The sequence below is a fragment of the Williamsia herbipolensis genome (assembly GCF_000964005.1).
Taxonomy (GTDB): Bacteria; Actinomycetota; Actinomycetes; order Mycobacteriales; family Mycobacteriaceae; genus Williamsia_A; species Williamsia_A herbipolensis.
The window spans coordinates 19,213-39,067 of sequence record NZ_JXYP01000015.1 but is presented as its reverse complement, the minus strand read 5'-3'; the positions used below and the strand labels follow the sequence as shown (position 1 = coordinate 39,067).

20 protein-coding genes, 1 tRNA gene and 1 pseudogene are annotated in these 19,855 nt (G+C 69.1%); 8 read left to right on the top strand and 14 right to left on the bottom strand.

The window, feature by feature from the left end; genetic code table 11:
• Positions 1 to 29 precede the first annotated feature (29 nt).
• Together TU34_RS07940 and TU34_RS07935 are read right to left on the bottom strand one after the other, a co-directional pair.
• Positions 30 to 365 carry a rhodanese-like domain-containing protein gene (locus tag TU34_RS07940; protein ID WP_045822332.1) on the bottom strand — a complete coding sequence of 112 codons (336 nt, stop codon included), beginning with the start codon at positions 363 to 365 and terminating at the stop codon, positions 30 to 32.
• A 171-nt stretch (positions 366 to 536) separates the two neighbouring features.
• Complete coding sequence (locus TU34_RS07935; protein WP_420835166.1) at positions 537 to 2,294, bottom strand: DEAD/DEAH box helicase; 1,758 nt, start codon at positions 2,292 to 2,294, stop codon at positions 537 to 539.
• A gap of 239 nt (positions 2,295 to 2,533) precedes the next feature.
• On the opposite strand from TU34_RS07935, the gene TU34_RS07930 reads away from it, so the two are divergent.
• Positions 2,534 to 4,327, top strand: coding sequence for an AMP-dependent synthetase/ligase (locus tag TU34_RS07930; RefSeq protein WP_045822371.1), 1,794 nt, complete (start codon positions 2,534 to 2,536; stop codon positions 4,325 to 4,327).
• Positions 4,328 to 4,373: 46 nt separating this feature from the next.
• Here the strand turns inward: TU34_RS07930 and TU34_RS07925 are convergent, their stop codons facing one another.
• The 3 genes from TU34_RS07925 to TU34_RS07915 all read right to left on the bottom strand — a co-directional run bounded on the left by TU34_RS07925 (position 4,374) and on the right by TU34_RS07915 (position 8,394).
• Entirely contained in the window at positions 4,374 to 5,270 is an 897-nt protein-coding gene (locus TU34_RS07925; protein ID WP_045822370.1) for an alpha/beta hydrolase, read from the bottom strand.
• A gap of 67 nt (positions 5,271 to 5,337) precedes the next feature.
• Positions 5,338 to 6,849 carry a flavin-containing monooxygenase gene (locus tag TU34_RS07920; protein WP_045822330.1) on the bottom strand — a complete coding sequence of 504 codons (1,512 nt, stop codon included), beginning with the start codon at positions 6,847 to 6,849 and terminating at the stop codon, positions 5,338 to 5,340.
• 144 nt (positions 6,850 to 6,993) lie between these two features.
• Complete coding sequence (locus TU34_RS07915; RefSeq protein ID WP_238981218.1) at positions 6,994 to 8,394, bottom strand: AAA-type ATPase lid domain-containing protein; 1,401 nt, start codon at positions 8,392 to 8,394, stop codon at positions 6,994 to 6,996.
• A 278-nt stretch (positions 8,395 to 8,672) separates the two neighbouring features.
• Between TU34_RS07915 and TU34_RS07910 the strand changes: the two genes are divergently transcribed.
• The 4 genes from TU34_RS07910 (at position 8,673) to TU34_RS07895 (ending at position 11,916) form a co-directional block, all read left to right on the top strand.
• A complete protein-coding gene (locus tag TU34_RS07910; RefSeq protein ID WP_045822328.1) occupies positions 8,673 to 9,710 on the top strand; it encodes an amidohydrolase family protein in 1,038 nt (345 codons plus the stop codon).
• Positions 9,707 to 10,462, top strand: a complete 756-nt coding sequence (locus tag TU34_RS07905) for an iron-sulfur cluster assembly protein (RefSeq protein WP_238981217.1) — start codon at positions 9,707 to 9,709, stop codon at positions 10,460 to 10,462. The genes TU34_RS07910 and TU34_RS07905 overlap by 4 nt, the downstream gene beginning before the upstream one ends.
• 34 nt (positions 10,463 to 10,496) lie before the next feature.
• On the top strand, positions 10,497 to 11,522 hold the full coding sequence (locus tag TU34_RS07900) for an NAD(P)-dependent alcohol dehydrogenase (protein WP_045822368.1): 1,026 nt from the start codon (positions 10,497 to 10,499) through the stop codon (positions 11,520 to 11,522).
• 73 nt (positions 11,523 to 11,595) lie between these two features.
• The gene (locus TU34_RS07895) at positions 11,596 to 11,916 is read left to right on the top strand and encodes a putative quinol monooxygenase (protein ID WP_045822327.1); all 321 of its coding nucleotides are present in this window, start codon (positions 11,596 to 11,598) and stop codon (positions 11,914 to 11,916) included.
• A 21-nt stretch (positions 11,917 to 11,937) separates the two neighbouring features.
• Here TU34_RS07895 and TU34_RS24485 read toward each other — a convergent pair whose 3' ends face one another.
• Entirely contained in the window at positions 11,938 to 12,414 is a 477-nt protein-coding gene (locus TU34_RS24485) for an SDR family oxidoreductase (RefSeq protein ID WP_275041740.1), read from the bottom strand.
• 94 nt (positions 12,415 to 12,508) lie between these two features.
• Positions 12,509 to 12,733: pseudogene (locus TU34_RS24480) on the bottom strand (SDR family NAD(P)-dependent oxidoreductase); the annotation flags it as partial.
• A gap of 101 nt (positions 12,734 to 12,834) precedes the next feature.
• Here TU34_RS24480 and TU34_RS07885 point away from each other — a divergent pair.
• Positions 12,835 to 13,656, top strand: coding sequence for a helix-turn-helix transcriptional regulator (locus TU34_RS07885; RefSeq protein WP_045822326.1), 822 nt, complete (start codon positions 12,835 to 12,837; stop codon positions 13,654 to 13,656).
• A gap of 21 nt (positions 13,657 to 13,677) precedes the next feature.
• On the opposite strand, the gene TU34_RS07880 is transcribed toward TU34_RS07885, so the two are convergent.
• Positions 13,678 to 15,063 carry an NAD(P)/FAD-dependent oxidoreductase gene (locus TU34_RS07880; protein WP_045822325.1) on the bottom strand — a complete coding sequence of 462 codons (1,386 nt, stop codon included), beginning with the start codon at positions 15,061 to 15,063 and terminating at the stop codon, positions 13,678 to 13,680.
• A 26-nt stretch (positions 15,064 to 15,089) separates the two neighbouring features.
• Positions 15,090 to 15,171: transfer RNA gene (locus TU34_RS07875), tRNA-Leu, on the bottom strand.
• Positions 15,172 to 15,249: 78 nt separating this feature from the next.
• Between TU34_RS07875 and TU34_RS07870 the strand changes: the two genes are divergently transcribed.
• Positions 15,250 to 15,645: a glucitol operon activator gene (locus tag TU34_RS07870; protein ID WP_045822367.1), complete on the top strand. Its 396-nt coding sequence runs from the start codon at positions 15,250 to 15,252 to the stop codon at positions 15,643 to 15,645.
• Complete coding sequence (locus TU34_RS07865; protein WP_045822324.1) at positions 15,642 to 15,995, top strand: DUF3817 domain-containing protein; 354 nt, start codon at positions 15,642 to 15,644, stop codon at positions 15,993 to 15,995. The genes TU34_RS07870 and TU34_RS07865 overlap by 4 nt, the downstream gene beginning before the upstream one ends.
• Before the next feature lie 6 nt (positions 15,996 to 16,001).
• On the opposite strand, the gene TU34_RS07860 is transcribed toward TU34_RS07865, so the two are convergent.
• The 5 genes from TU34_RS07860 to TU34_RS07840 all read right to left on the bottom strand — a co-directional run bounded on the left by TU34_RS07860 (position 16,002) and on the right by TU34_RS07840 (position 19,787).
• On the bottom strand, positions 16,002 to 16,637 hold the full coding sequence (locus TU34_RS07860; RefSeq protein ID WP_045822323.1) for a non-canonical purine NTP pyrophosphatase: 636 nt from the start codon (positions 16,635 to 16,637) through the stop codon (positions 16,002 to 16,004).
• A gap of 11 nt (positions 16,638 to 16,648) precedes the next feature.
• Entirely contained in the window at positions 16,649 to 17,392 is a 744-nt protein-coding gene (gene rph, locus TU34_RS07855) for a ribonuclease PH (protein WP_045822322.1), read from the bottom strand.
• Between the two features lie 88 nt (positions 17,393 to 17,480).
• The gene (locus TU34_RS07850) at positions 17,481 to 18,245 is read right to left on the bottom strand and encodes a cyclic nucleotide-degrading phosphodiesterase (RefSeq protein ID WP_045822366.1); all 765 of its coding nucleotides are present in this window, start codon (positions 18,243 to 18,245) and stop codon (positions 17,481 to 17,483) included.
• Between the two features lie 49 nt (positions 18,246 to 18,294).
• Complete coding sequence (murI, locus tag TU34_RS07845; RefSeq protein WP_045822321.1) at positions 18,295 to 19,119, bottom strand: glutamate racemase; 825 nt, start codon at positions 19,117 to 19,119, stop codon at positions 18,295 to 18,297.
• Entirely contained in the window at positions 19,116 to 19,787 is a 672-nt protein-coding gene (locus TU34_RS07840) for a rhomboid family intramembrane serine protease (RefSeq protein ID WP_045822320.1), read from the bottom strand. The genes murI and TU34_RS07840 overlap by 4 nt, the downstream gene beginning before the upstream one ends.
• Positions 19,788 to 19,855 lie beyond the last annotated feature (68 nt).

Below are 19,855 nucleotides of genomic sequence, written 5' to 3'. Positions count from 1 at the left end.
GCGCGGCCGTGACGGACCGCCGAGCTCGATCAGCCGGCGAGCAGCGCCGAGCGGAAGGCCGGGAAGTCGCCGTCGACGTAGCGCACGTTGGTGTAGCCCAGCGCGGCGATCTGCTCGGCGATGCGGCGGGCCTGCGCACGCACCGACACCACGGCGATCTCGACGTCCAGGTCGCACACGCAGGGCATCCGACGGGGGGAGGTCGGCTCGAAAGCGGCGGTCAGATCGGCCGACTCCACGATCACCGCCCCGGGGAGACTTCCTTGATGACGAACCACCTGGGGACGCATGTCCACCACGACGGCCGCACCCTGTTGTGTGTGCTCGGCCGCTTCTGTCACCGAGATTGGATCCACCACTGACACCGGGGAACTCACCGATCCTTGTTACTGCAGGAGAATTTCTGACGCTGACGTCCGGTCGGGTACGACGACGATGTCGTAGCCCGTGGATGTGACATCGGACGCAGCCGGGCCGATGTTACGGGAAAGTTTCCTGAAGGCGGTGAGGACCCGCGGTGGAGCCGGCCGTACGGATCAGTTCCGACCGCGACCGGCCACGCGCGGAGCACCGCGTCGGCCGCCGAAGTCGCCGCCGCGACCGCCGCCCTGGCGCGCCGACGAGCGCTGGCGCGGTGGACCCTGATCCTTGCTCAGGTTGATGGGCACGTTCATGATGCGGGTGCTGCGCAGCGCGGTCAGCGTCTCGCGACCGAGATCCTCGGGGAGTTCGACGAGGCTGTAGTCGGCGCGGATGCTGATGTGCCCGAAGTCGCCGCGACTGAGCCCGCCCTCGTTGGCGATCGCACCGACGATCGCGCCGGGGGTGACGTTGTTCTTCTTGCCCACCGCGATGCGGTAGGTGGCGAAGTTGGTGCCACCCTCGCGCGGGCGGCGCTCGGGACGCTCCGCCCCGGCCTTGCGCTCGCTCGCCGGGGGGTCGGGGCTCAGCAGGAATCCGCCGTCGCGGGTCTCGAGGGCCAGCGCGGCGGCGATGTCGGCCATGGCCACATCGTTCTCCTGCGCGTAGTTCTCGATGAGCCGCCGGAACATGGCGATGTTCTCCGACCCCAGGTTCTCGGTGATCGACTCGCCGAACTTGGCGACACGCTGGGCGTTGACGTCGTCGACGCTGGGCAGACCGATCTCGGTGATGGGCTGACGGGTCGCCTTCTCGATCGACCTCAGCAGGTGACGTTCGCGCGGGGTGATGAACAGCAGCGCGTCACCGGAACGACCCGCACGCCCGGTGCGGCCGATGCGGTGCACGTACGACTCGGTGTCGTGGGGGATGTCGTAGTTGACGACATGGGAGATGCGGTCGACGTCGAGGCCACGGGCGGCGACGTCGGTGGCCACGAGGATGTCGAGCGATCCGGCCTTGAGCGAGGCGATGGTGCGCTCACGTTGGGCCTGCACGATGTCGCCGTTTATGGCCGCCGCGGAGAAGCCCCGCGACCGCAGCTTCTCGGCGAGTTCCTCGGTCGCCGACTTCGTGCGGACGAAGATGATCATCGCGTCGAAGGTCTCGACCTCGAGCACGCGCGTGAGGGCGTCGAGTTTGCGCTGGTGCGACACCTGCAGATAGCGCTGCGTGGTGTTCTGCGCGGTCTGCGTCTTCGCCTTGACGGTGATCTCCACCGGGCTCTTCAGGTACTTCTGCGCCAGCCGACCGATGGCCTTGGGCATGGTCGCGGAGAACAGGGCGACCTGCTTGGAGTCGGGGGTGTCGCGCAGGATGCGCTCGACGTCCTCGGCGAACCCCATGGTGAGCATCTCGTCGGCCTCGTCGAGGACGAGGAAATCCAGCTCCGAGATGTCGAGGGTGCCCTTGTCGAGGTGGTCGATCACGCGACCGGGCGTCCCGACGACGATCTGGGCACCGCGACGCAGACCCGACAGCTGGACGCCGTAGCTCTGGCCGCCGTAGATCGGGAGGACCTTGATGTCGGGCAGGTGCGCGGCGTACTTGCCGAACGCCTCGGCGACCTGGAGCGCGAGCTCGCGGGTCGGGGCGAGCACCAGGGCACGCGGCTTGCGGCCGCCGCCGGAGATCTTCGACAGCACCGGGATCGCGAACGCGGCGGTCTTGCCGGTGCCCGTCTGGGCGAGACCGACGACGTCACGACCGGCCATCAGCGGCGGGATCGTCTCGGCCTGGATCGGCGAGGGACTCTCGTACCCCACGTCGTTGAGTGCCTGCAGCACCCGGGGTTCGATGTCGAGATCGGCGAATGTCACCGATTGGGCCTGCGACCCGTTGCCGTCCACTGCTTGCCCGCCGATTCCCGGCACCTGAGCCGATCGTTGATTTTCGGCGGCCTCACTGCCGGCCGGATGAGATGTCTACGCGAGCACTCTAACCGCCCGGGGGCCGATCCGTTATTCGTGACCTGCGGCGCAGGGACTCATCCGAGCGGTTGTGCAGCCGCGGTTTGCCCTAGGAACAGACCAGGTAATCTGTGCCACAGTGCTGCCGCAGGTCGGGATTGTCCGTTTTCGGGCTGCGTCGAACGATCGAATTGGAGACCCTCGTGCCCGCAGTGACCACCCCCTCGACCACCACCGTCGCCGACGACGCCGCCATCGTCGACGCACCGCTGCGCTACCGCAGCGAACGCCCCGACCTGCCGCTCTTCCGCCGCCGCAGCGGAGAGAAGTGGACCATCGTGACCGCCGGCGAGTTCGCCGACCAGATCGATGCGACCGCCAAGGGCCTCATCGCGGCCGGCGTCGAGCCCGGCGACCGGGTCGGGATCCTGTCGTCCACCCGCTACGAGTGGACCGTGCTCGACTACGCGATCTGGCGCGCGGGGGCCGCCACGGTCGCGATCTACGAGACGTCGGCGTCGGATCAGGTGAAGTACATCCTCTCCGACTCGGGCACCTCCCTGCTGATCGTGGAGAACGAGGCGATGCGCATCACGCACGCCGACGTCGTCGACGCCGCCTCGTCGACGCTGCGCGAGACCCTCGTGATCGAAGACGACATCCTCGGCACCCTCGCGGGCAAGGGCGCCGACATCGGCGACGACGAGCTCGACCGACGTCGGTCGACGCTGACCTCCGACAGCATCGCGACCCTGGTCTACACCTCGGGCACCACCGGCAACCCGAAGGGCGTGGCGCTGACCCACGGCAACTTCCTCGGCGAGTGCGCGAGCGTGCGCGAGACGCTCGGCGACATCATGTCCGAGGGGCGCTCGACCCTGCTGTTCCTCCCGCTGGCGCACATCTTCGCCCGGGTGGTCGCGGTCGGTTCGGTGGAGAGCGGGGTCCTGTTGGGCCACACCAACGACATCGCGAACCTGATCTCCGACTTCGAGAAGTTCCAGCCGAGCTACATCCTCTCGGTGCCGCGCGTGTTCGAGAAGGTCTACAACAGCGCGAAGCAGAAGGCCTACGACGGCGGCAAGGGCAAGATCTTCGACCGCGCGGCCGACACCGCCATCGAGTACAGCCGCGCCCTCGACAAGGGCTCGCCCGGTCTGGCCCTGCGCGCCAAGCACAAGGTGTTCGACGCGCTGGTCTACGCCAAGCTGCGTGCCGCACTCGGCGGCAAGTGCACCGACGCCATCGCCGGTGGCGCGCCGCTCGGCGACCGACTCGGGCACTTCTTCCGCGGCATCGGGATCCCGGTCTACGAGGGCTACGGCCTGTCGGAGACCGCCGCGGCGGTGACGGTCAACGCACCGGGCGCACAGCGCGTCGGCACCGTCGGCCGCCCCGTCGCCGGCGCCTCGGTGCGCATCGCCGACGACGGCGAGGTGCTCCTCAAGGGCCCCATGGTGTTCGCGGGTTACTGGCACAACGAGGACGCGACCCGCGACTCGTTCGACGGCGAGTGGTTCCGCACCGGCGACATCGGAACCCTCACCGACGGATACCTCGCGATCACGGGCCGTAAGAAGGAACTCATCGTCACCGCCGGTGGCAAGAACGTGTCCCCCGCCCCGCTCGAGGATTCGATCCGCGCCCACCCGCTGGTGAGCCAGTGCCTGGTCGTCGGTGACAACAAGCCGTTCATCGCCGCGCTGATCACCCTCGACGCCGAGGCGGTCCCCGGCTGGCTCGAGCGCAACGGGCTCTCGGCCGACACACCGATCGCCGACCTGGCGACCAACGAGACGCTGCGCGCCGAGATCGACGGAGCGGTGAAGCAGGCCAACGCGAAGGTGTCGAAGGCCGAGGCGATCAAGAAGTTCACCATCCTCGACACCGATTTCACCATCGAGTCGGGCGAGATCACGCCGACCATGAAGCTCAAGCGCAACGTGATCCACCAGGCCCACGGTGACGCGATCGAGGAGCTCTACGCCAAGCGCTGACGCCGTCGCGGGGCGCGGGGGTGCTCCCCCGCGCCCCTGAGCGCCGTCAGCGTGTCAGGAACTCCACCACGAGACGGTTGACGGCCTCCGGCTGCTCGACCTGCAGGAAATGGCCTGCGCCGTCGATCAGTTCGACCCGGCTGTCGTCGGGCAGCACGTCGCGCACCGACCCGGCGTAGCCGACCTGCATACATCCGTCGTCGACACCGTGCAGGTAGAGCGTCGGCACCGTCGGCGCGTGACGCCACGCGTCGTGCATCTCCCGATACCGCGCGAGCGGGCGGGTCGGACGCGCGAGGGCGCGGTAGTACCTCAGGACCGCACGGCGGTGCGCCGCGGTGGGCAGCGCGTCGAACACGTGGACGAGGTCCTCGGCGGCGTCGTGGCCGGGCGACCAGTCGTGCCACAGCCGTGGGATGAGTCGGTCGAGTGAGCGTTCGGCGACCCCGGGGATCTGGTTGAACAGCATGTACCAGCTCATCCGCGCCTGACGCAGGAGTCGACGTGCCACGACCGCCGGCGGCGAGTCGGTGCGCACCATGGCCGGAACCGGGGGCACCGACATCGACACGACCGCCCGGAACGGCGACCGGCGGTAGGCGCCGAGGGCGTTCGCGGTGAGTGCACCCCAGTCGTGGCCGACGACCACGGCCTGACCGTCGCCGCCGAGAACGCGGTGGATGCCGATCACGTCGTGCATCAGCGCGCCGATGTGGAAGTCGTCGTCGGCGGGGATGCCGGTCGGGGCGTATCCCCGGCTGAACGGCGCGACCACGCGGAATCCGCGTTCGGCGAGGGCGGGACCGAGATGCCGCCACGACCAGGCCGAATCGGGGTAGCCGTGGAGCAGCAGGGCCAGCGGACCGTCGGTGGGGCCCCATGTCAGGGCCGACACGGTCAGCTCGGGGAGCTCGACGGAGAGGGTGGACGGATCGGCGTGCACGTGCGCGAGTGTATTCGCGTGCCGCGGGTGTGCCGGCGCGCGGCGCGACAACGATCGACCGACGGTGTCAGCCCACCGCGTCGACACGGTCGGGGAGATCGGCACCGGCGCGACGTCGATCGCCGGGACCGGTGAACCGCATCGCGGGGTCGGCCACACGACGGTGCCGCAACGTGAGCACGTCGTGGTAATAGCTCATCCCGAGCTGCCACGGCGACCGGGAACCCGCGCGCGGGAAGGTGTCGATCGACCGCACGATGTAGTTGGCCTCGCAGTCGAGCAACGGTCGCTCGTCGACGGTGCTGGGCCGCACCGGCACGAACTGGTCGTGGCCGTACTTGCGCATGTGGGAGAGCATGCGGCCGAAGTGCTCGCCGACCAGATCGGCCTTCAGCGTCCACGACGCGTTCGTGTACCCGATGGTGAAGACCAGGTTCGGCACCCCACTGAGCATCATCCCCTTGTAGGACAACGTGTCCGAGGGGGCGACGTCGCGTCCGTCGACCACGATCTCGATACCGCCGAACGCGAGCATCTGCAGTCCGGTGGCCGTGACGACGACGTCGGCGGGGATGGTCTCGCCCGACCGTGTCGTGATGGCATCCGGCGTCACGCGGTCGATCGTGTCGGTGACGATCGACGCGCTGCCCTCGGCGAGAACGGAGAAGATGTCGCCGTCAGGCGCGAGACACATCCGCTGATCCCACGGGTCGTACTTCGGCGTGAAGTGCTTCTCGAGGTCGAAGTCGGCGGGGAGTTGCGCGGCGTTCTCCTTGCGGATGACCGACCGCATGTATCGCGGCCACCGCTGACACATCTGGAAGAGGACGGTGTCGATCAGGACGTTCTTCCACCGCGTCAGCACCGCCGACCGACGCGCCCCGATCCGTCGCGCGATCTTCTCGTCGAGGTCGTCGTGCCGCGGGAACGCCATGACGTACGTCGGCGAGCGTTGCAGCATCACCACGTGCGCGGCCTTCTCGGTGAGGGCGGGCACCAGGGTGATGGCCGTGGCCCCACTGCCGATCACCACCACACGCTTGCCGGTGTAGTCGAGGTCGGCGGGCCACTGCTGGGGATGCACCACCGGACCGGCGAAGTCGCCGAGCCCCGGGATGTCGGGGGTGTGGCCGGCGTCGTAGCTGTAGTACCCCGTGCAGAGGTAGACGAAGCGACCGGTGACGACGACAGTCTGGTCAAGATGCCGGGCCGTGACCGTCCAGGTGGTCGTCTCGCTGTCGAACTCGACGCGGGTCACGCGGTGGGAGAACCGGATCCGTTCGTCGGTGCCGTCGGCGACCGCGGTCTTCTCGATGTAGTCGCGGATGGTGGCCCCGGAGACGATGGAGTCCGAGTCGGTCCACTGGTTGAACCGGTAGCTGAGGCTCTGCATGTCGGAGTCACAGCGCACTCCGGGGTAGCGGAAGAGATCCCAGGTCCCGCCGATGCGATCGCGGGCCTCGAGGACGAGAAGCCTGCCGTTCGGCATCGCCTCCCGGACATGGTGTGCCGCACCCACACCGGACAGGCCGGCCCCGACGATGATGACGTCGACATCGGTCTCGTTCGCTGTGGTCACACGCGCCCCGCCCTTTCCGCGTGCCGCCGACGGAGGTCACCGACGCACGCGCTCCCAGTGTGTGGGCGGTCACACGCGGCCCGCAATGGTGAGAACACACAACGAGCCGCCGGTCCCGCTGGCACGGGGCGCGGTCGACGCAGGTCAGCGTCCCCGCGCGAGATCGATGTCGTACTGGGAGACCTTGCGATACAGGGTCGCGCGGCTCATCCCCAGTTCCCGGGCGGCCTGCGCCATCGTGGGGGTGCCGTCGGAGAGCACACGGACGATCTCGCCGCGTTCGAAGGCCTCGATGCGGGACAGATGCCGGGTGCTGCCGGCCAGGATCTCCGGGGGCAGGGCACCGATGTCGATGACGTCGGCCCGACCGGCGCAGTCGCCCACGACCCGGGTCAGCTGGTCGACGTTGCCGGGCCAGTCGAAACCGCGCAGCGCGCGCCTCGCCGCCGGCGTGAACTCCACGTCGCGACCACGCACCCGTCGCGCGATGTGGCGCGCGAGCGCGGTGATGTCGTCGGGACGGTCGCGGAGCGTGGGGACGGAGACCACCGTGTCGACGAGTTCGGCGAGCGCGGGCGGGATGTCGGCGAACCGCTCCGCGGTCACCGCGAACGGGAAGGCGTCCGGATGCGGGTCGCGGGCGACGAGGTCGCGCAGACGTTCGGCGACCCAACCGGGCAACATGTCGACGTCGCGCACGATGACCGCGGTGTGGTCTTTGCCGACCTCGGGGGTCCACAGTCCCAGCCAGGTGCTGACGTCGGTGGGCGCCGGCGCCGCGGCGGACAGGATGCGGTCGCGCGGGAACGCGTGGCGGGCGGCCTGTGCGAGGGCGGTGGCCCGTCCCGACCCGGGTTCGCCGATCGCGGCGACCACCCGCGCCGACGACATCGCGGTCTGCGCGGTGCGGACGGCGCCGTTCCATTCCGGTGAGAGATCGTGCATCGTCCCCGATCCGGGTTCCAGTCGTGGCACCTCCACCCGGAAGATCTGTCCCCTCGGGGTCCGTCGCGGGTGTCGTCCGTGTGAGCGGGCCATCATCAGGGCGGTGGTGTTGCTGGCGGCCGAACGCGCCAACGCGAGCAGCAGTTCGCTCGAGGTCCGCGACCAGGTCGTGAGATTGACGCTGCCCTCGAGGCGGCCCGACTCGGGTTCGAGGATCGGGACCGCGGCACAGGTGAACGAGCAGAGGCTCTGCGCGTAGTGCTGGTCGGCGCGGACGAGTGTGGGGACGCGGTCGGCGAGTGCGAGCCCCAGTCCGTTGGTGCCGACCATGCGCTCGGAGTAGGCGAACCCCGGTGCGAGATGGACGTCGTCGAGGGCGCGGAGCAGTCCGCGATCACCGCTGAGTCGGCTCAGGACCACCCCGTCGGCGTCGGTGAGCATGAGGCTGACGGGTTCGTCGGCGAGGGTCCGGTGCAGATCGGTCAGCACCTCGTTGCCGCACTGGAAGAACAGCGAGCCGAGGTCCTCGGTGCCCGTGAACACAGGCTCGACCGCATCCAACGGGATCCCGTAGTCCTCGCTGCGCTGCCACGAGGCCATGACCCGGCTCGACACCGGAGTCGCATGCGCCAGTTCGGCATGCACCCGGTTCCGTTCCGGTACGCCCTCGTCCACCGTCATCCCTCCGACATCCCCGCCGACATCGACAGCGCCCTCCAGTGTGACGCCGGTTACACACAGTGTCACCCGACGCCGGCGGATGCAGGGATGCGCACGTGTCTCAAAGTGAGACTGCAACGGCGTCGGCAACGTCGCGTACCGCTCCTACTGTCGGCCTCACACGTTGTGACAGCAGTCACACGAGAGGGAGAACAGCCATGTATCGCAAGGACGACACCAGCTACTTCATCGTCGACGCCCACGTCGCACTGTGGGACGCACGGGTGGAGAACCAGCGCAACATCCACGGCAAGCAGTTCATCGACTGCTTCTACGACTACCACCGGAACCTGTCGCCGGAGTCGGAGCTGTGGAGCTACGAGGAGTACCTCTACCAGGGCGGCGACCGTCTGATGCACGACCTGTTCGAGGTCGGCCACGTCGACCATGCGATCTTCCAGCCCGCCCATCTCGGCGAGTTCTACTACAAGGGGTTCGGCCAGACCGACGAGGCGTCGGAGCTGGCGGCCGCGCACCCGGACAAACTGACCTACAACCACCATTTCGACCCGCGCAACGGCGAGCAGGGACTGGACCAGCTGCGGCTCGACGCCGAGAAGTACAACCTGAAGGGAGTCAAGCTCTACACGGCCGAATGGCACGGGGAGTCGCGGGGCTACAAGCTCGACGACCCATGGGCCTACCGGTACTTCGAGGCGTGCCGTGAGCTCGGCATCAAGAACATCCACGTCCACAAGGGTCCCACCATCCGACCGCTCGACCGCGACGCGTTCGACGTCGCCGATGTCGACCACGTGGCATCGGACTTCACCGACCTCAACTTCGTCGTCGAGCACTGCGGACTCCCCCGCCTCGAGGACTTCTGCTGGATCGCCACCCAGGAGCCCAACGTCTACGCGGGTCTCGCCGTGGCCATCCCCTTCATGCACACCCGCCCCAAGTACTTCGCGCAGATCATGGGCGAGCTCCTCTACTGGCTGGGCGAGGACCGCATCTTCTTCTCCTCCGACTACGCCCTGTGGACCCCGAAGTGGTTGGTGGAGAGTTTCGTCGACTTCCAGATCCCCGACGAGCTCAGCGAGTACCCGAAGATCACCACCGACCAGAAGAAGAAGGTCCTCGGGCTCAACGCGGCCAAGCTCTACGACATCCCGGTGCCCGCCGAACTGCAGCTGCCCAACGCCGACGAGACGGCCACCGGCCCCCGCGGCGCCGACGAGATGGTCGGTGCATGATGTCGGCTCCCACCCTCGACACCACCCGGCACGCCGAGATCCGGCTCGCCCTCGACGCGGTGATCGACCCCGAACTCGACGAACCGATCACCGACCTCGGCTTCGTGCGGTCGATCGACGCCGGCGCCGACGGCGCGGTGGAGGTCCATCTGCGCCTGCCCACCTCGTTCTGCGCACCGAACTTCGCCTACCTCATGGCATCCGACGCCAAGGACGCACTCACCGCGTTGCCGTGGACGTCGGTGGTGGTCGTCGAACTCGACGACCACCACGACTCGGAGATCATCAACAGCGGGTTGGCCGCCGACGCCGGGTATCGCGGGACATTCCGACACGAGGCGGACTCCGATCTCGACGAGCTGCGTGCCACGTTCGCGCGCAAGGCGCACACCGCGGCGATGGAACGCGCGCTGACCGGACTGCTGCGCGCCGATCCCGAGCGCACCGAGGCCCGACTCGGTGCGGTGCGCCTGGCCGATCTCCCCGATGACGACGCCGCTCGCTCGCTGCGGCGCCGTCGTCGCGCCATCGGTCTCGGCACCGACGCGGACGATCTCGTCCTCGTCGACGCCGACGGGATGAGCTACGCGCCCGACGCGGTGACTCGTGCCCTGCGTCGGGCGCGTTCCACCCGCATCTCCATCGAGGGGAACGCGCACTGGTGCAAGGGCCTTCTCGGTACCCGCTACGCCGACGAACCCGCCGACCCGACGTTCGTCCCGCTGACCGCGCTCACCGTGCGTGCGTCCTGACCCACCCCACAGAACCGGAGAGACCATGTCCACGATGCGCGCCGTCCAGGTGGTCGGCTACCACCAGAAACTCGAGATGACCGAGCTCCCGATCCCCGAACCCACGGGTCCGTTCGACGTCGTCGTGAAGATCGGCGGCGCCGGCGTGTGCCGCACCGACCTCCACATCCTCGAGGGCCAGTGGGCCGAGAAGTCAGGCGTCACACTGCCGTACACGATCGGCCACGAGAACGCCGGCTGGGTCCACGCGGTCGGTGCCGCGGTCACCCATGTCGCCGAGGGCGACAAGGTGATCCTGCACCCGCTGATCACCTGCGGCCTGTGTCGCGCCTGCCGGTCCGGCGACGACGTGCACTGCGAGGTCAACGCGTTCCCCGGTATCGACACGAACGGTGGCTACGCGGACTACATCAAGACCTCCGCGCGCAGCGTGGTGACGATCGACGACTCGCTCGAGCCCGCCGACGTCGCGGCCCTCGCCGACGCGGGCCTCACCGCGTATCACGCAGCGGCCAAGGCCGCGCAGCGCCTGACACCGCGCGACCGCTGCGTCGTGATCGGGGCGGGTGGACTGGGGCACATCGGGATCCAGGTCCTCAAGGCCCTGACCCCCGCCGAACTGGTGGTCGTCGACCGCAACGAACAGGCCCTCAAGCTCGCCGAGTCCATCGGCGCCGACCGCGGCATCGTCGCCGACGGGACCCAGGTCGAGCAGGTGCTGGAGTTGACCGGGGGCCACGGGGCGGAGGTCGTGATCGATTTCGTCGGCGAGAACGGCACCACCGCAGAGGGACTGGCGATGACACGTCGCGCCGGCGATTACCACATCGTCGGATACGGCGAGAACATCGACGTCCCGTCGATCGATCTCATCTCGGCCGAGAAGAACATCGTGGGCAACCTCGTCGGGTCGTACAACGACCTGTGCGACCTGATGCAGCTGGCCGCGCGCGGGGCGGTGACCCTGCACACCGCGAAGTACTCCCTCGACGACTTCCAGAGTGCCGTCGACGATCTCGACGCCGGCAACGTCCGCGGCCGGGCCATCCTCACCCCGTGAGGACCCCGATCACCAGCGAGCCCGCCACGTACCGTGGCAGAGAACCGTCCACCACCAGTGCAGGAGAGAATCCGTGATCTTCATCGTCGTCAAGTTCCCCGTGAAGCCCGAGCACGCCGACGCGTGGCCCGAGTTGGTCGCCGACTTCACCGCGGGCACCCGCGGCGAGGAGGGCAACCTGTTCTTCGACTGGGCGCGCAGCCTCGACGACCCGAACGAGTACGTGCTGACCGAGGGTTTCGCCGACGACGGCGCCGAGGCGCACGTCAACAGCGATCACTTCAAGGCCGCCGTTGCCGATCTGCCGCAGTACCTCGCCCACACCCCGAAGATCATCAGCGAGAAGATCGGTGCCGACTGCTGGGGCCCGATGGGCGAGATGCAGGTCGACTGACCCCCTCGGCCCACACCCTCCTCAGCCCTGGCCGGTGGGGAGCACGACCATCGAGGCGACGTTGACCCCGACAGGTAGGGCCGCGCTCCACCGGATCGACTCGGCGATCGCCGACGCCGGCATGGGCGGGTTCTCGATCGCGAAGCGTGCCAACCATTCTCGGGCGCCCGGATCGGACATGTGATCACCGAGCTCACTCTCGGTCATGCCCGGTTCCACCACGCGGACCCGCACCCCGCGCGGCCCGAGTTCGGCGCGGAGGTTGGTGCCGAGGTGGGACACCGCCGCCTTGGTGGCGGTGTACACCGCGTACCCGGGAAACACGAGATGCGCTCCGATGGAGCTCGTCACCACCAGATCCGCGGCCCGGCCCGCGGCGCCCGCCTCGGTCAGGTCGTCGACGGTGGCGCGCACGGTCGCGAGCACCCCGGCGACGTTCGTCGAGATCATCGTGTCCCACTCGGCGGTGTCGGCGGAGTCGATCGGCGCGGCGAGCATCGACCCGGCGTTGGCACACGAGATCGAACGGCACCCCCATCTCGGTGCGAGCGTGCCGGACCGCTTCGATGAGGCCCCGCATGTCGGCGACATCGCCGACGATCAGGGTGGCGGGCGGGGCCTCGGGCACGGTGTGTGCGATCTGTTCGGCCACGTCGACGAGTCGGTCGCGACGGCGGCCGACGAGTGCGACGCGAGCGCCGGCCTCGGCCAGCGCGAGGGCGGTGGCGGCGCCGATCCCGGATCCGGCGCCGGTGACGAGCGCGACCCGTCCGGTGAGTGTCTGCGGTGGGAGCGTGGATGTGTTCGGTGTGGTCATGTCCCGATCGTCGAGGAGTCCGATCGCACGAGGTAGACCGTGGCACTACCGGGTAGTCGCACTACCTGTCTCGGCGTGAGATGGGTCGCTAGCATCACCGCATGACCGACAACCAGCTCGGTGAGTTCCTGCGGGCCCGTCGCGAACGGGTGTCGCCGGCGGCGGTCGGACTGCTGGCCATCGGCCATCGCCGCACCCCCGGGCTCCGCCGCGAGGAGGTCGCCGCAGGGGCGGGCATCAGCATCGACTACCTGATCCGGCTCGAGCGTGGGCGTGACCGACATCCGTCACCGGCGGTCGTCGACGCCCTCGGTCTCGACGCCGACGGACGGGCCCACCTCGCCGACCTCGCCGACCCCCGTGCCGGCCAGGGCGTTCCGCTCGTCGCCACCGCGTCGGAACCGATTCGCGTCCTCATCGACTCCTGGCCGAACCCGACGATCGTCACCAACGGCGTCCTCGACCTCATCGGGGCGAACAACGCCGGCGAACGACTGCATCGCGACATCGGTCTGCAGATCGGCGACAACATGGCCCGCGCATTGTTCCTCGAGCCCGGCGCCCGCGAGATCTACCTCGGATTCGACGACGTCGCCCTCGAGGTCGTCGGGAACCTCCGTTCGATGTCGGCCAGTTCGGGCCGACATCCCGAGCTGACCGCGCTCGTCGGCGAGCTGTCGGTGGCCAGCGACCACTTCGCACGCCTGTGGGCTCAGGGCGAGGTCCGCGGCAAGTCCGACGGCGTCAAGGTCATCGCCCACCCCGAACACGGACGTCTCGACCTGAGATGGTCGACACTGCACGTCGCCGGCGCCCCGGGCGAGATGATCGTGACCTACAGCGCCGAGGCGGGGTCGGAATCCGAGCGCGTCCTCGCCGCCCTCGGTGACCCCGCGACGTCACCGCGCAGCGCGCGCCGGTGACTCCACGCAGGCGACCCGGGATCAGACGGTCTGCAGGAGGCGGTCGAGGTTCCGGATGGCACGGCCCATCGACCGCAGCACCCGCATCGACACCGCCATCTGCTCCTCGGTGAGCGCACTGGCGTCGCCGATACGCATGGAGTTGAGGCGCGAGGCCTCGAGCCACTCCCCCAGTCCGGGCTCCCGTGCCCACCGCGCCACGCTGCGTGTGTTCGCGAGAGTGGTTCGCAGCCAGTCGATGTCGGTGTCCGGGTGGGCGATGACCTCGCACAGTTCGTTCCTGTGGTCGATGTCGGACACGGTCGCCTCGACGTGGGCGATCAATGACGCGCTGAACACCTGCTGGCAGGTGCGCACGCTCTGCAGCGTGATGCGGCCGTCGGTGAACACAGGCACCTGCGGCCGGCGCTCGAGACCGTCGGCGGTGCAATCGATGTGCACGGTGTTCGGCGTGGTCGGGATCGCGCCGTCGTCGAGGGTGATGGTGTCGTGCTCCACCGACCGCACGCGGCCGAGGCGGACCACACCGCGGATGCGGCGCAGCTCGTCGAGCTCGGCCCGCGACACCGTGGCACAGCGGTACATGGTCGGCCGGACCGCGGGATCGAGCCGCAGCAGCTGGCCGGTGCGCTCGAGGCGGTCGAAGAGGTCGTCGACGGTCTCGGCGTCGGCCGAGGCCTCGAGCTGGAGTGCGTAGCCGCCGACGGTGCTGTCGAAGAACGCCTCGACCGGCTGGATGTTCAGACGGTCGAGCAACCAGGCGTCGCGCGGCACGATCCATCGGATGGCGTCGGGCTCGACTCCGCGGCCGAGCAACCACAGGCACGCGTCGACACCCGTCTTGCCGCCACCGACCACCACGTACCCGTCGGCCGGGGTGACGATCTCGGGCATCTCGTTCGGCGCCATCCAACGCAGACCGGGCGCGACCGGGAAGGCCGGCGCCCGCATCGAGGGGACCGTCACGTTGCTGTAGGTCGCGTCGACGACGGTGCGTGCGCTGATGTCGTGCCGCTCCCCGGTGAGGACCGAGGTGACGACCCCGTCGGCGAACTCGGTCATGGGGAGATGGTGGAACCGTCCGGTGGGTACGAACCGCCGCGTGACGACGTGGTCGAAATAGGCGACGACCTCCGGTCCCGATGCGAGTTCGTGGTGACCTGCGTTGGACCCCTCGGTGTCGACACGATCGAGGCCGAGCTTCTCGGAGTTCACGCCGTAGAACGCCGAGGGTTGGTGCAGACGGACGAACGGGTAGGCGCGGGTCCAGTGACCACCGGGTCGGTCGTAGCGGTCGACGAGCGCGACCGTGGCGTCGGTCTCGGTCAGCAGTACGTCGACGAAGGCCAGACCCATGGCCCCCGCACCCACCACCAGGTAGTCGACCTCGACGCCATCAGATGTCATCTCTGCCACGCTAATGCCTCATACGGTGCGCGAGGGGGGACTTGAACCCCCACGTCCTCGGACACTGGAACCTAAATCCAGCGCGTCTGCCAATTCCGCCACTCGCGCGTGCTGCACTCACTCGTGTTGCGAGCGTCACGATACCGGTTGACCTGCCCGATTCCGGTCCCGGGTACCGTCGATGCCATGGCACAGGTGAAGCGACGGCACCGACCCGCGCTCATCGCGCTGGTCGTTCTCGCGGCACTCGCCTGCCTCGGACTCGCGTGGTGGCAGTGGACCCGTTTCGAGTCCGGTTCGGGCTCCGGCCAGAACCTCGGCTACGCGTTGCAGTGGCCGGCGTTCGCGGCGTTCGTCGTCTACGCCTACCGACGCTTCGTGATGCTGGAGGCCGATCCCGACGAGGTCGCGAAGCTCGCGCCCGGAGCGAAGGGCGCGACCGAGGTCCCGGCGGATCTGCTGCCCGAGCGTCCCTCGGCGCCGATCCGCGTGATCCCCGACGACGATCTGCCGCCCGAGGATCGCGAGCTCGCCGAGTACAACCGTTATCTGTCCGCACTCGCACAGCAGGAGAAGAAGTGACCTCACCGCAGCAGTCCGTCTCGGCGAAGCCGACCGCCGAACCGGCACGCATCTCCAGCGCGCTGCTGCGGTACCGGGTGATGGCGTGGGTCACGGGCCTGTGGTTGTTGCTGCTCGTCGTCGAGCTGATCCTCAAGTACGCCTTCGGGGTGGACTCGCTCGATTTCGTCCCCGTCGTGCACGGGTGGGTCTACGTCGTCTACCTCGCGATGGCGATCGACCTCGCCATCAAGGTGCGATGGCCGGTGGGCAAGACGGTGCTGACACTGATCGCCGGGACCATCCCGTTCCTGTCGTTCTACTTCGAGCACATCCGCACCCGTGAGGTCCGCGCCGTCCTCGCGGCCTGAGCGGTCTCAGCCGTCGAGCGAGCGCAGCGTCGGCAGCAGCCGCGCGAGCGCACGCGACCGGTGACTCAACCCGTCCTTTTCGGCGGGAGACAGCTGTGCCGCCGTGCGCCCGGCCACCGAACCCGGCGGGGTGAGGTCGTCCTCATCGGGAACGAAGATCGGGTCGTAGCCGAACCCGTTGTCGCCCAGTGGGGCTCGCACGACACGCCCCCGCCACTCGCCTCGGACCACGGTCTGCGCACCCTGCGGGGTGACCAGCGCACACGCCGAGACGAAGGCCCCTCCGCGACGACCGTCGGGGACGTCGCCCATCTGCCCGAGCAGCAGCTGCAGGTTCGCGTCGTCGTCGCCGTGACGACCGGCCCAGCGAGCCGAGAGCACACCGGGCATGCCGTTGAGCGCGTCGACCTCGAGTCCGGAGTCGTCGGCGAGACACGCCAGACCCGTTGCCGCGCACCCGTCGACCGCCTTCGCCAGGGCGTTCTCCTCGAAGGTCGCACCGATCTCGGGAGCTTCGGGGAACGACGGCACCTCGTCGAGACCGACGACGGTGACGCCGTCGATCCCCTCGGTCGCGACCAACCGGCGCAATTCGGTCAGCTTCTTCGCGTTGCGGCTCGCGAGCAGGAGGGTGATCGGCATGGCGCTCGCGCTCAGTCGGCCGCGCGCAGCGGCGTGTCGAGCGCCTCGCGCTGGGCCTCGAAGAGTCGCGTCGTGCCCAGGGCGGCCAGATCGAGCATCTTGTCCAGGGTCGGGCGGGCGAACGTCGCACCCTCGCCGGTGCCCTGGATCTCGACCAGCGGGCCGGCGTCGGTCGCGACGACGTTCATGTCGACCTCGGCGCGCGAGTCCTCCTCGTAGGGGAGATCGAGGCGGACGCGGCCGTCGACGACGCCGACGCTGACCGCGGCGATGGCGCACGAGATCGGTTGGGGGTCGGCGAGCTTGCCGCGTTCGTTCAGGAACGCGACGGCGTCGACGAGTGCGACATAGGCTCCGGTGATGGCTGCGGTCCGGGTACCGCCGTCGGCCTGCAGCACGTCGCAGTCGAGCGCGATCGTGTTCTCGCCCAATGCCGCCAGGTCGATGCACGCCCGGAGCGAGCGACCGATGAGCCGGCTGATCTCCTGGGTGCGTCCGCCGACCTTGCCCTTGACCGATTCACGCTGCGACCGGGTGTGGGTCGCGGCGGGCAGCATCGCGTACTCGGCGGTGAGCCATCCCAGTCCCGAACCGCGGCGCCACCGCGGAACGCCCTCCTCGACACTGGCGGTACACATCACCCGGGTCTGCCCGAACTCCACCAGCACCGAACCGGCCGGATGGTCGGTGAAGCCGCGGGTGATGCGCACGGGGCGCATCTCGTCGTCTGCTCTGCCGTCTGCGCGTCTGCTCACGGACCAACTCTAACGACCCGGCCACCGGTGAGAACGCCGACCGCGCAAACGTTCCCCTGCCGGTCGGCGCCGCGGGTGCGCGGCACCGTCACTCGATGTCGACGACGAGTCCGGGGTGGGCGACGCTGATCGGGCCGGAGTACGCCGCGCGAGCCTCGTCGAGGACATCCTCGACCGGCGTCCACGGTGGGATGTGGGTCAGGATCAGCGATTTCACGCCGGCCCGGGTGGCCATCTCGCCCGCCTCGGTCCCCGACAGGTGCAGACCCGGCGGCCGTTGCGCGGGTGCATGGGTCCACGACGCCTCGCAGAGGAACACATCGGCGTCGCGGGCGAGCTCGACCAGCTCGTCGCACACGGCGGTGTCGCCGCTGAACGCCAGCACCCGTCCCCCGGGCTCACTGATCCGCAGCCCGTAGGTCTCGGGCGGATGGGACACACGGGTGGGGATCACCGTCATCCCGCCGATCTTCACCGGCTCGCCCTCGACCCAGTCGTGGGTCTCGAAGGTGTCGGTGATGTCGTCGATCTGTCCGGGGTACTCCGAGGAGGCCGCACCGATCCGGGTGGCCGTGCCGGTGGGACCGTAGAGCGGCGCGCGCACCGTGGCGGGCACCGGGTGGTAGCGCCGCCAGACCAACATCCCGGGCAGATCGAGACAGTGGTCGGCGTGGAGATGACTGAGCATCACCGCCACCTCGTTGGGATCGACCCGCTCCTGGAGCGCTCCGAGAACCCCCGGTCCGAAGTCGAGGACGACGGGCTGTTGATCGGGCACCGTCAGCAGATAACCGGACGCCGGAGCACCGGGCCCGACCACACTGCCCGAGCTCCCCAGGACGGTCAAACGCATGTCGCCCACTGTGCCACGTGATGCGGCACACAGCATCGACGATGGTGTTTTACGCGTGTTGGATGGCGCCGATCGCGGGACCGAGGAACCGCGTGGACAGTCGTGCGAACGACACCGGGTCGCCGGTGGCGCGGAACACCCGCTGCGCGGTGCGATCGGTGTGCGGGTGCAGCAGGTCGCGCTGGGTCAGCACCCGCAGCACGTCCTTGGCGGTCTCCTCGGCGCTGGAGACGAGCGTGACGTCGTCGCCCATCGCGAGCTGGATGACCCCCGAGAGCAACGGGTAGTGCGTGCAGCCGAGGACGACGGTGTCGACACGCGCCTGCTGCAGCGGTTCGAGGTATCCCTCGGCGAGACCGAGGATCTGACGTCCCGAGGTGATCCCGCGTTCGACGAAGTCGACGAACCGCGGGCAGGCCACCGAGGTGATCTCGAGATCGGTGGCCGCGGCGAACGCGTCGTCGTAGGCACGTGAGGTGACCGTCGCCGAGGTGCCGATGACCCCGATCCGTCCCGAGCGCGTGGTGTTCACCGCACGACGTACCGCCGGCAGGATCACCTCGATCACCGGGATCGGGTAGCGCTCGCGGGCATCGCGGAGGCACGCCGAGGACGCGGTGTTGCAGGCGATGACGAGCGCCTTCACGCCGTGGTCGACGAGGTCGTCGGCGATCGCGAGGGCGTGGGCGCGGATGTCGGGGATCCGCAGCGGTCCGTAGGGACCGTTGCCGGTGTCGCCGACGTAGAGGATGTCCTCGTCGGGGAGCTGATCGACGATGGCACGCGCCACCGTGAGTCCGCCGACCCCGGAGTCGAAGATGCCGATCGGCGCGGTCTGCGAGGAGGTCGCGGCACTCGGATCGGGCTGTGTCACCGAGATGTGTTCCCGCCGTACATCGGCGGCGTGGCGGGCGCCGACCGGGCGCGGCGGCGGTCACGTCCGGCGAGCACCGACGCGGCCAACACCCCGCCGACGGCGCCGAACAGGTGTGCCTGCCAGGAGATCTGCGGTTGGGTCGGGAGCACGCCCCACAGCACCGACCCGTAGATCAGCGCGAGCACGACGCCGAGCACGATCTGCAGCGGCGATCGGTTGAACAATCCGCGGACGAGGAGGAACGCGAGCCAGCCGAAGATGATGCCCGAGGCCCCGATGGTCGAGACGTGGGCGGGGCCGAACAACCACACACCGAAGCCGGAGACGATCCAGACGATCGCGGTGGTGATGACGAACCGCCGTGCGAGCAGCAGCAGGAAACCGAGCACCGCCCCCACCGTGGCGTTCGAGGTGAGGTGGTCGAACCCCGCGTGCAGGAACGGCGACCACACGATGCCGGCGAGCCCGTCGGACTCTCGCGGCACGATCCCGTCGTCGTCGAGTCGCATGTTCGTGGCCGCGTCGATGGCCTCGACGAGGTAGAGCACCCCGATGATCACGATCATCACCACCGCCGAACGGACCCAGAGGGCGCGATCGTGCAGCGGACCCGTTCGGCGGGGGTCCGGCGTCCCGAGCGGTGGGACCGGCGTCGGCGCGCTCATGAGGCGATCACCCAGCCGAGGTTACCGGCGTTCGTGCCCCGGAGGAGATGTCCCCCGAGGAGATGTCC

Excerpts from the sequence above, each read along its gene's own strand:
- TU34_RS07915 (WP_238981218.1), bottom strand. The coding sequence starts at position 8,394 with ATGGCCTCGTGGCAGCGCAGCGAGGACTACGGGATCCCGTTGGATGCG.
- TU34_RS07910 (WP_045822328.1), top strand. The coding sequence starts at position 8,673 with ATGTATCGCAAGGACGACACCAGCTACTTCATCGTCGACGCCCACGTC.
- TU34_RS07905 (WP_238981217.1), top strand. The coding sequence starts at position 9,707 with ATGATGTCGGCTCCCACCCTCGACACCACCCGGCACGCCGAGATCCGG.
- TU34_RS07900 (WP_045822368.1), top strand. The coding sequence starts at position 10,497 with ATGCGCGCCGTCCAGGTGGTCGGCTACCACCAGAAACTCGAGATGACC.
- TU34_RS24485 (WP_275041740.1), bottom strand. The coding sequence starts at position 12,414 with ATGCTCGCCGCGCCGATCGACTCCGCCGACACCGCCGAGTGGGACACG.
- TU34_RS07885 (WP_045822326.1), top strand. The coding sequence starts at position 12,835 with ATGACCGACAACCAGCTCGGTGAGTTCCTGCGGGCCCGTCGCGAACGG.
- TU34_RS07880 (WP_045822325.1), bottom strand. The coding sequence starts at position 15,063 with ATGACATCTGATGGCGTCGAGGTCGACTACCTGGTGGTGGGTGCGGGG.
- TU34_RS07870 (WP_045822367.1), top strand. The coding sequence starts at position 15,250 with ATGGCACAGGTGAAGCGACGGCACCGACCCGCGCTCATCGCGCTGGTC.
- TU34_RS07860 (WP_045822323.1), bottom strand. The coding sequence starts at position 16,637 with ATGCCGATCACCCTCCTGCTCGCGAGCCGCAACGCGAAGAAGCTGACC.
- TU34_RS07850 (WP_045822366.1), bottom strand. The coding sequence starts at position 18,245 with ATGCGTTTGACCGTCCTGGGGAGCTCGGGCAGTGTGGTCGGGCCCGGT.
- TU34_RS07840 (WP_045822320.1), bottom strand. The coding sequence starts at position 19,787 with ATGAGCGCGCCGACGCCGGTCCCACCGCTCGGGACGCCGGACCCCCGC.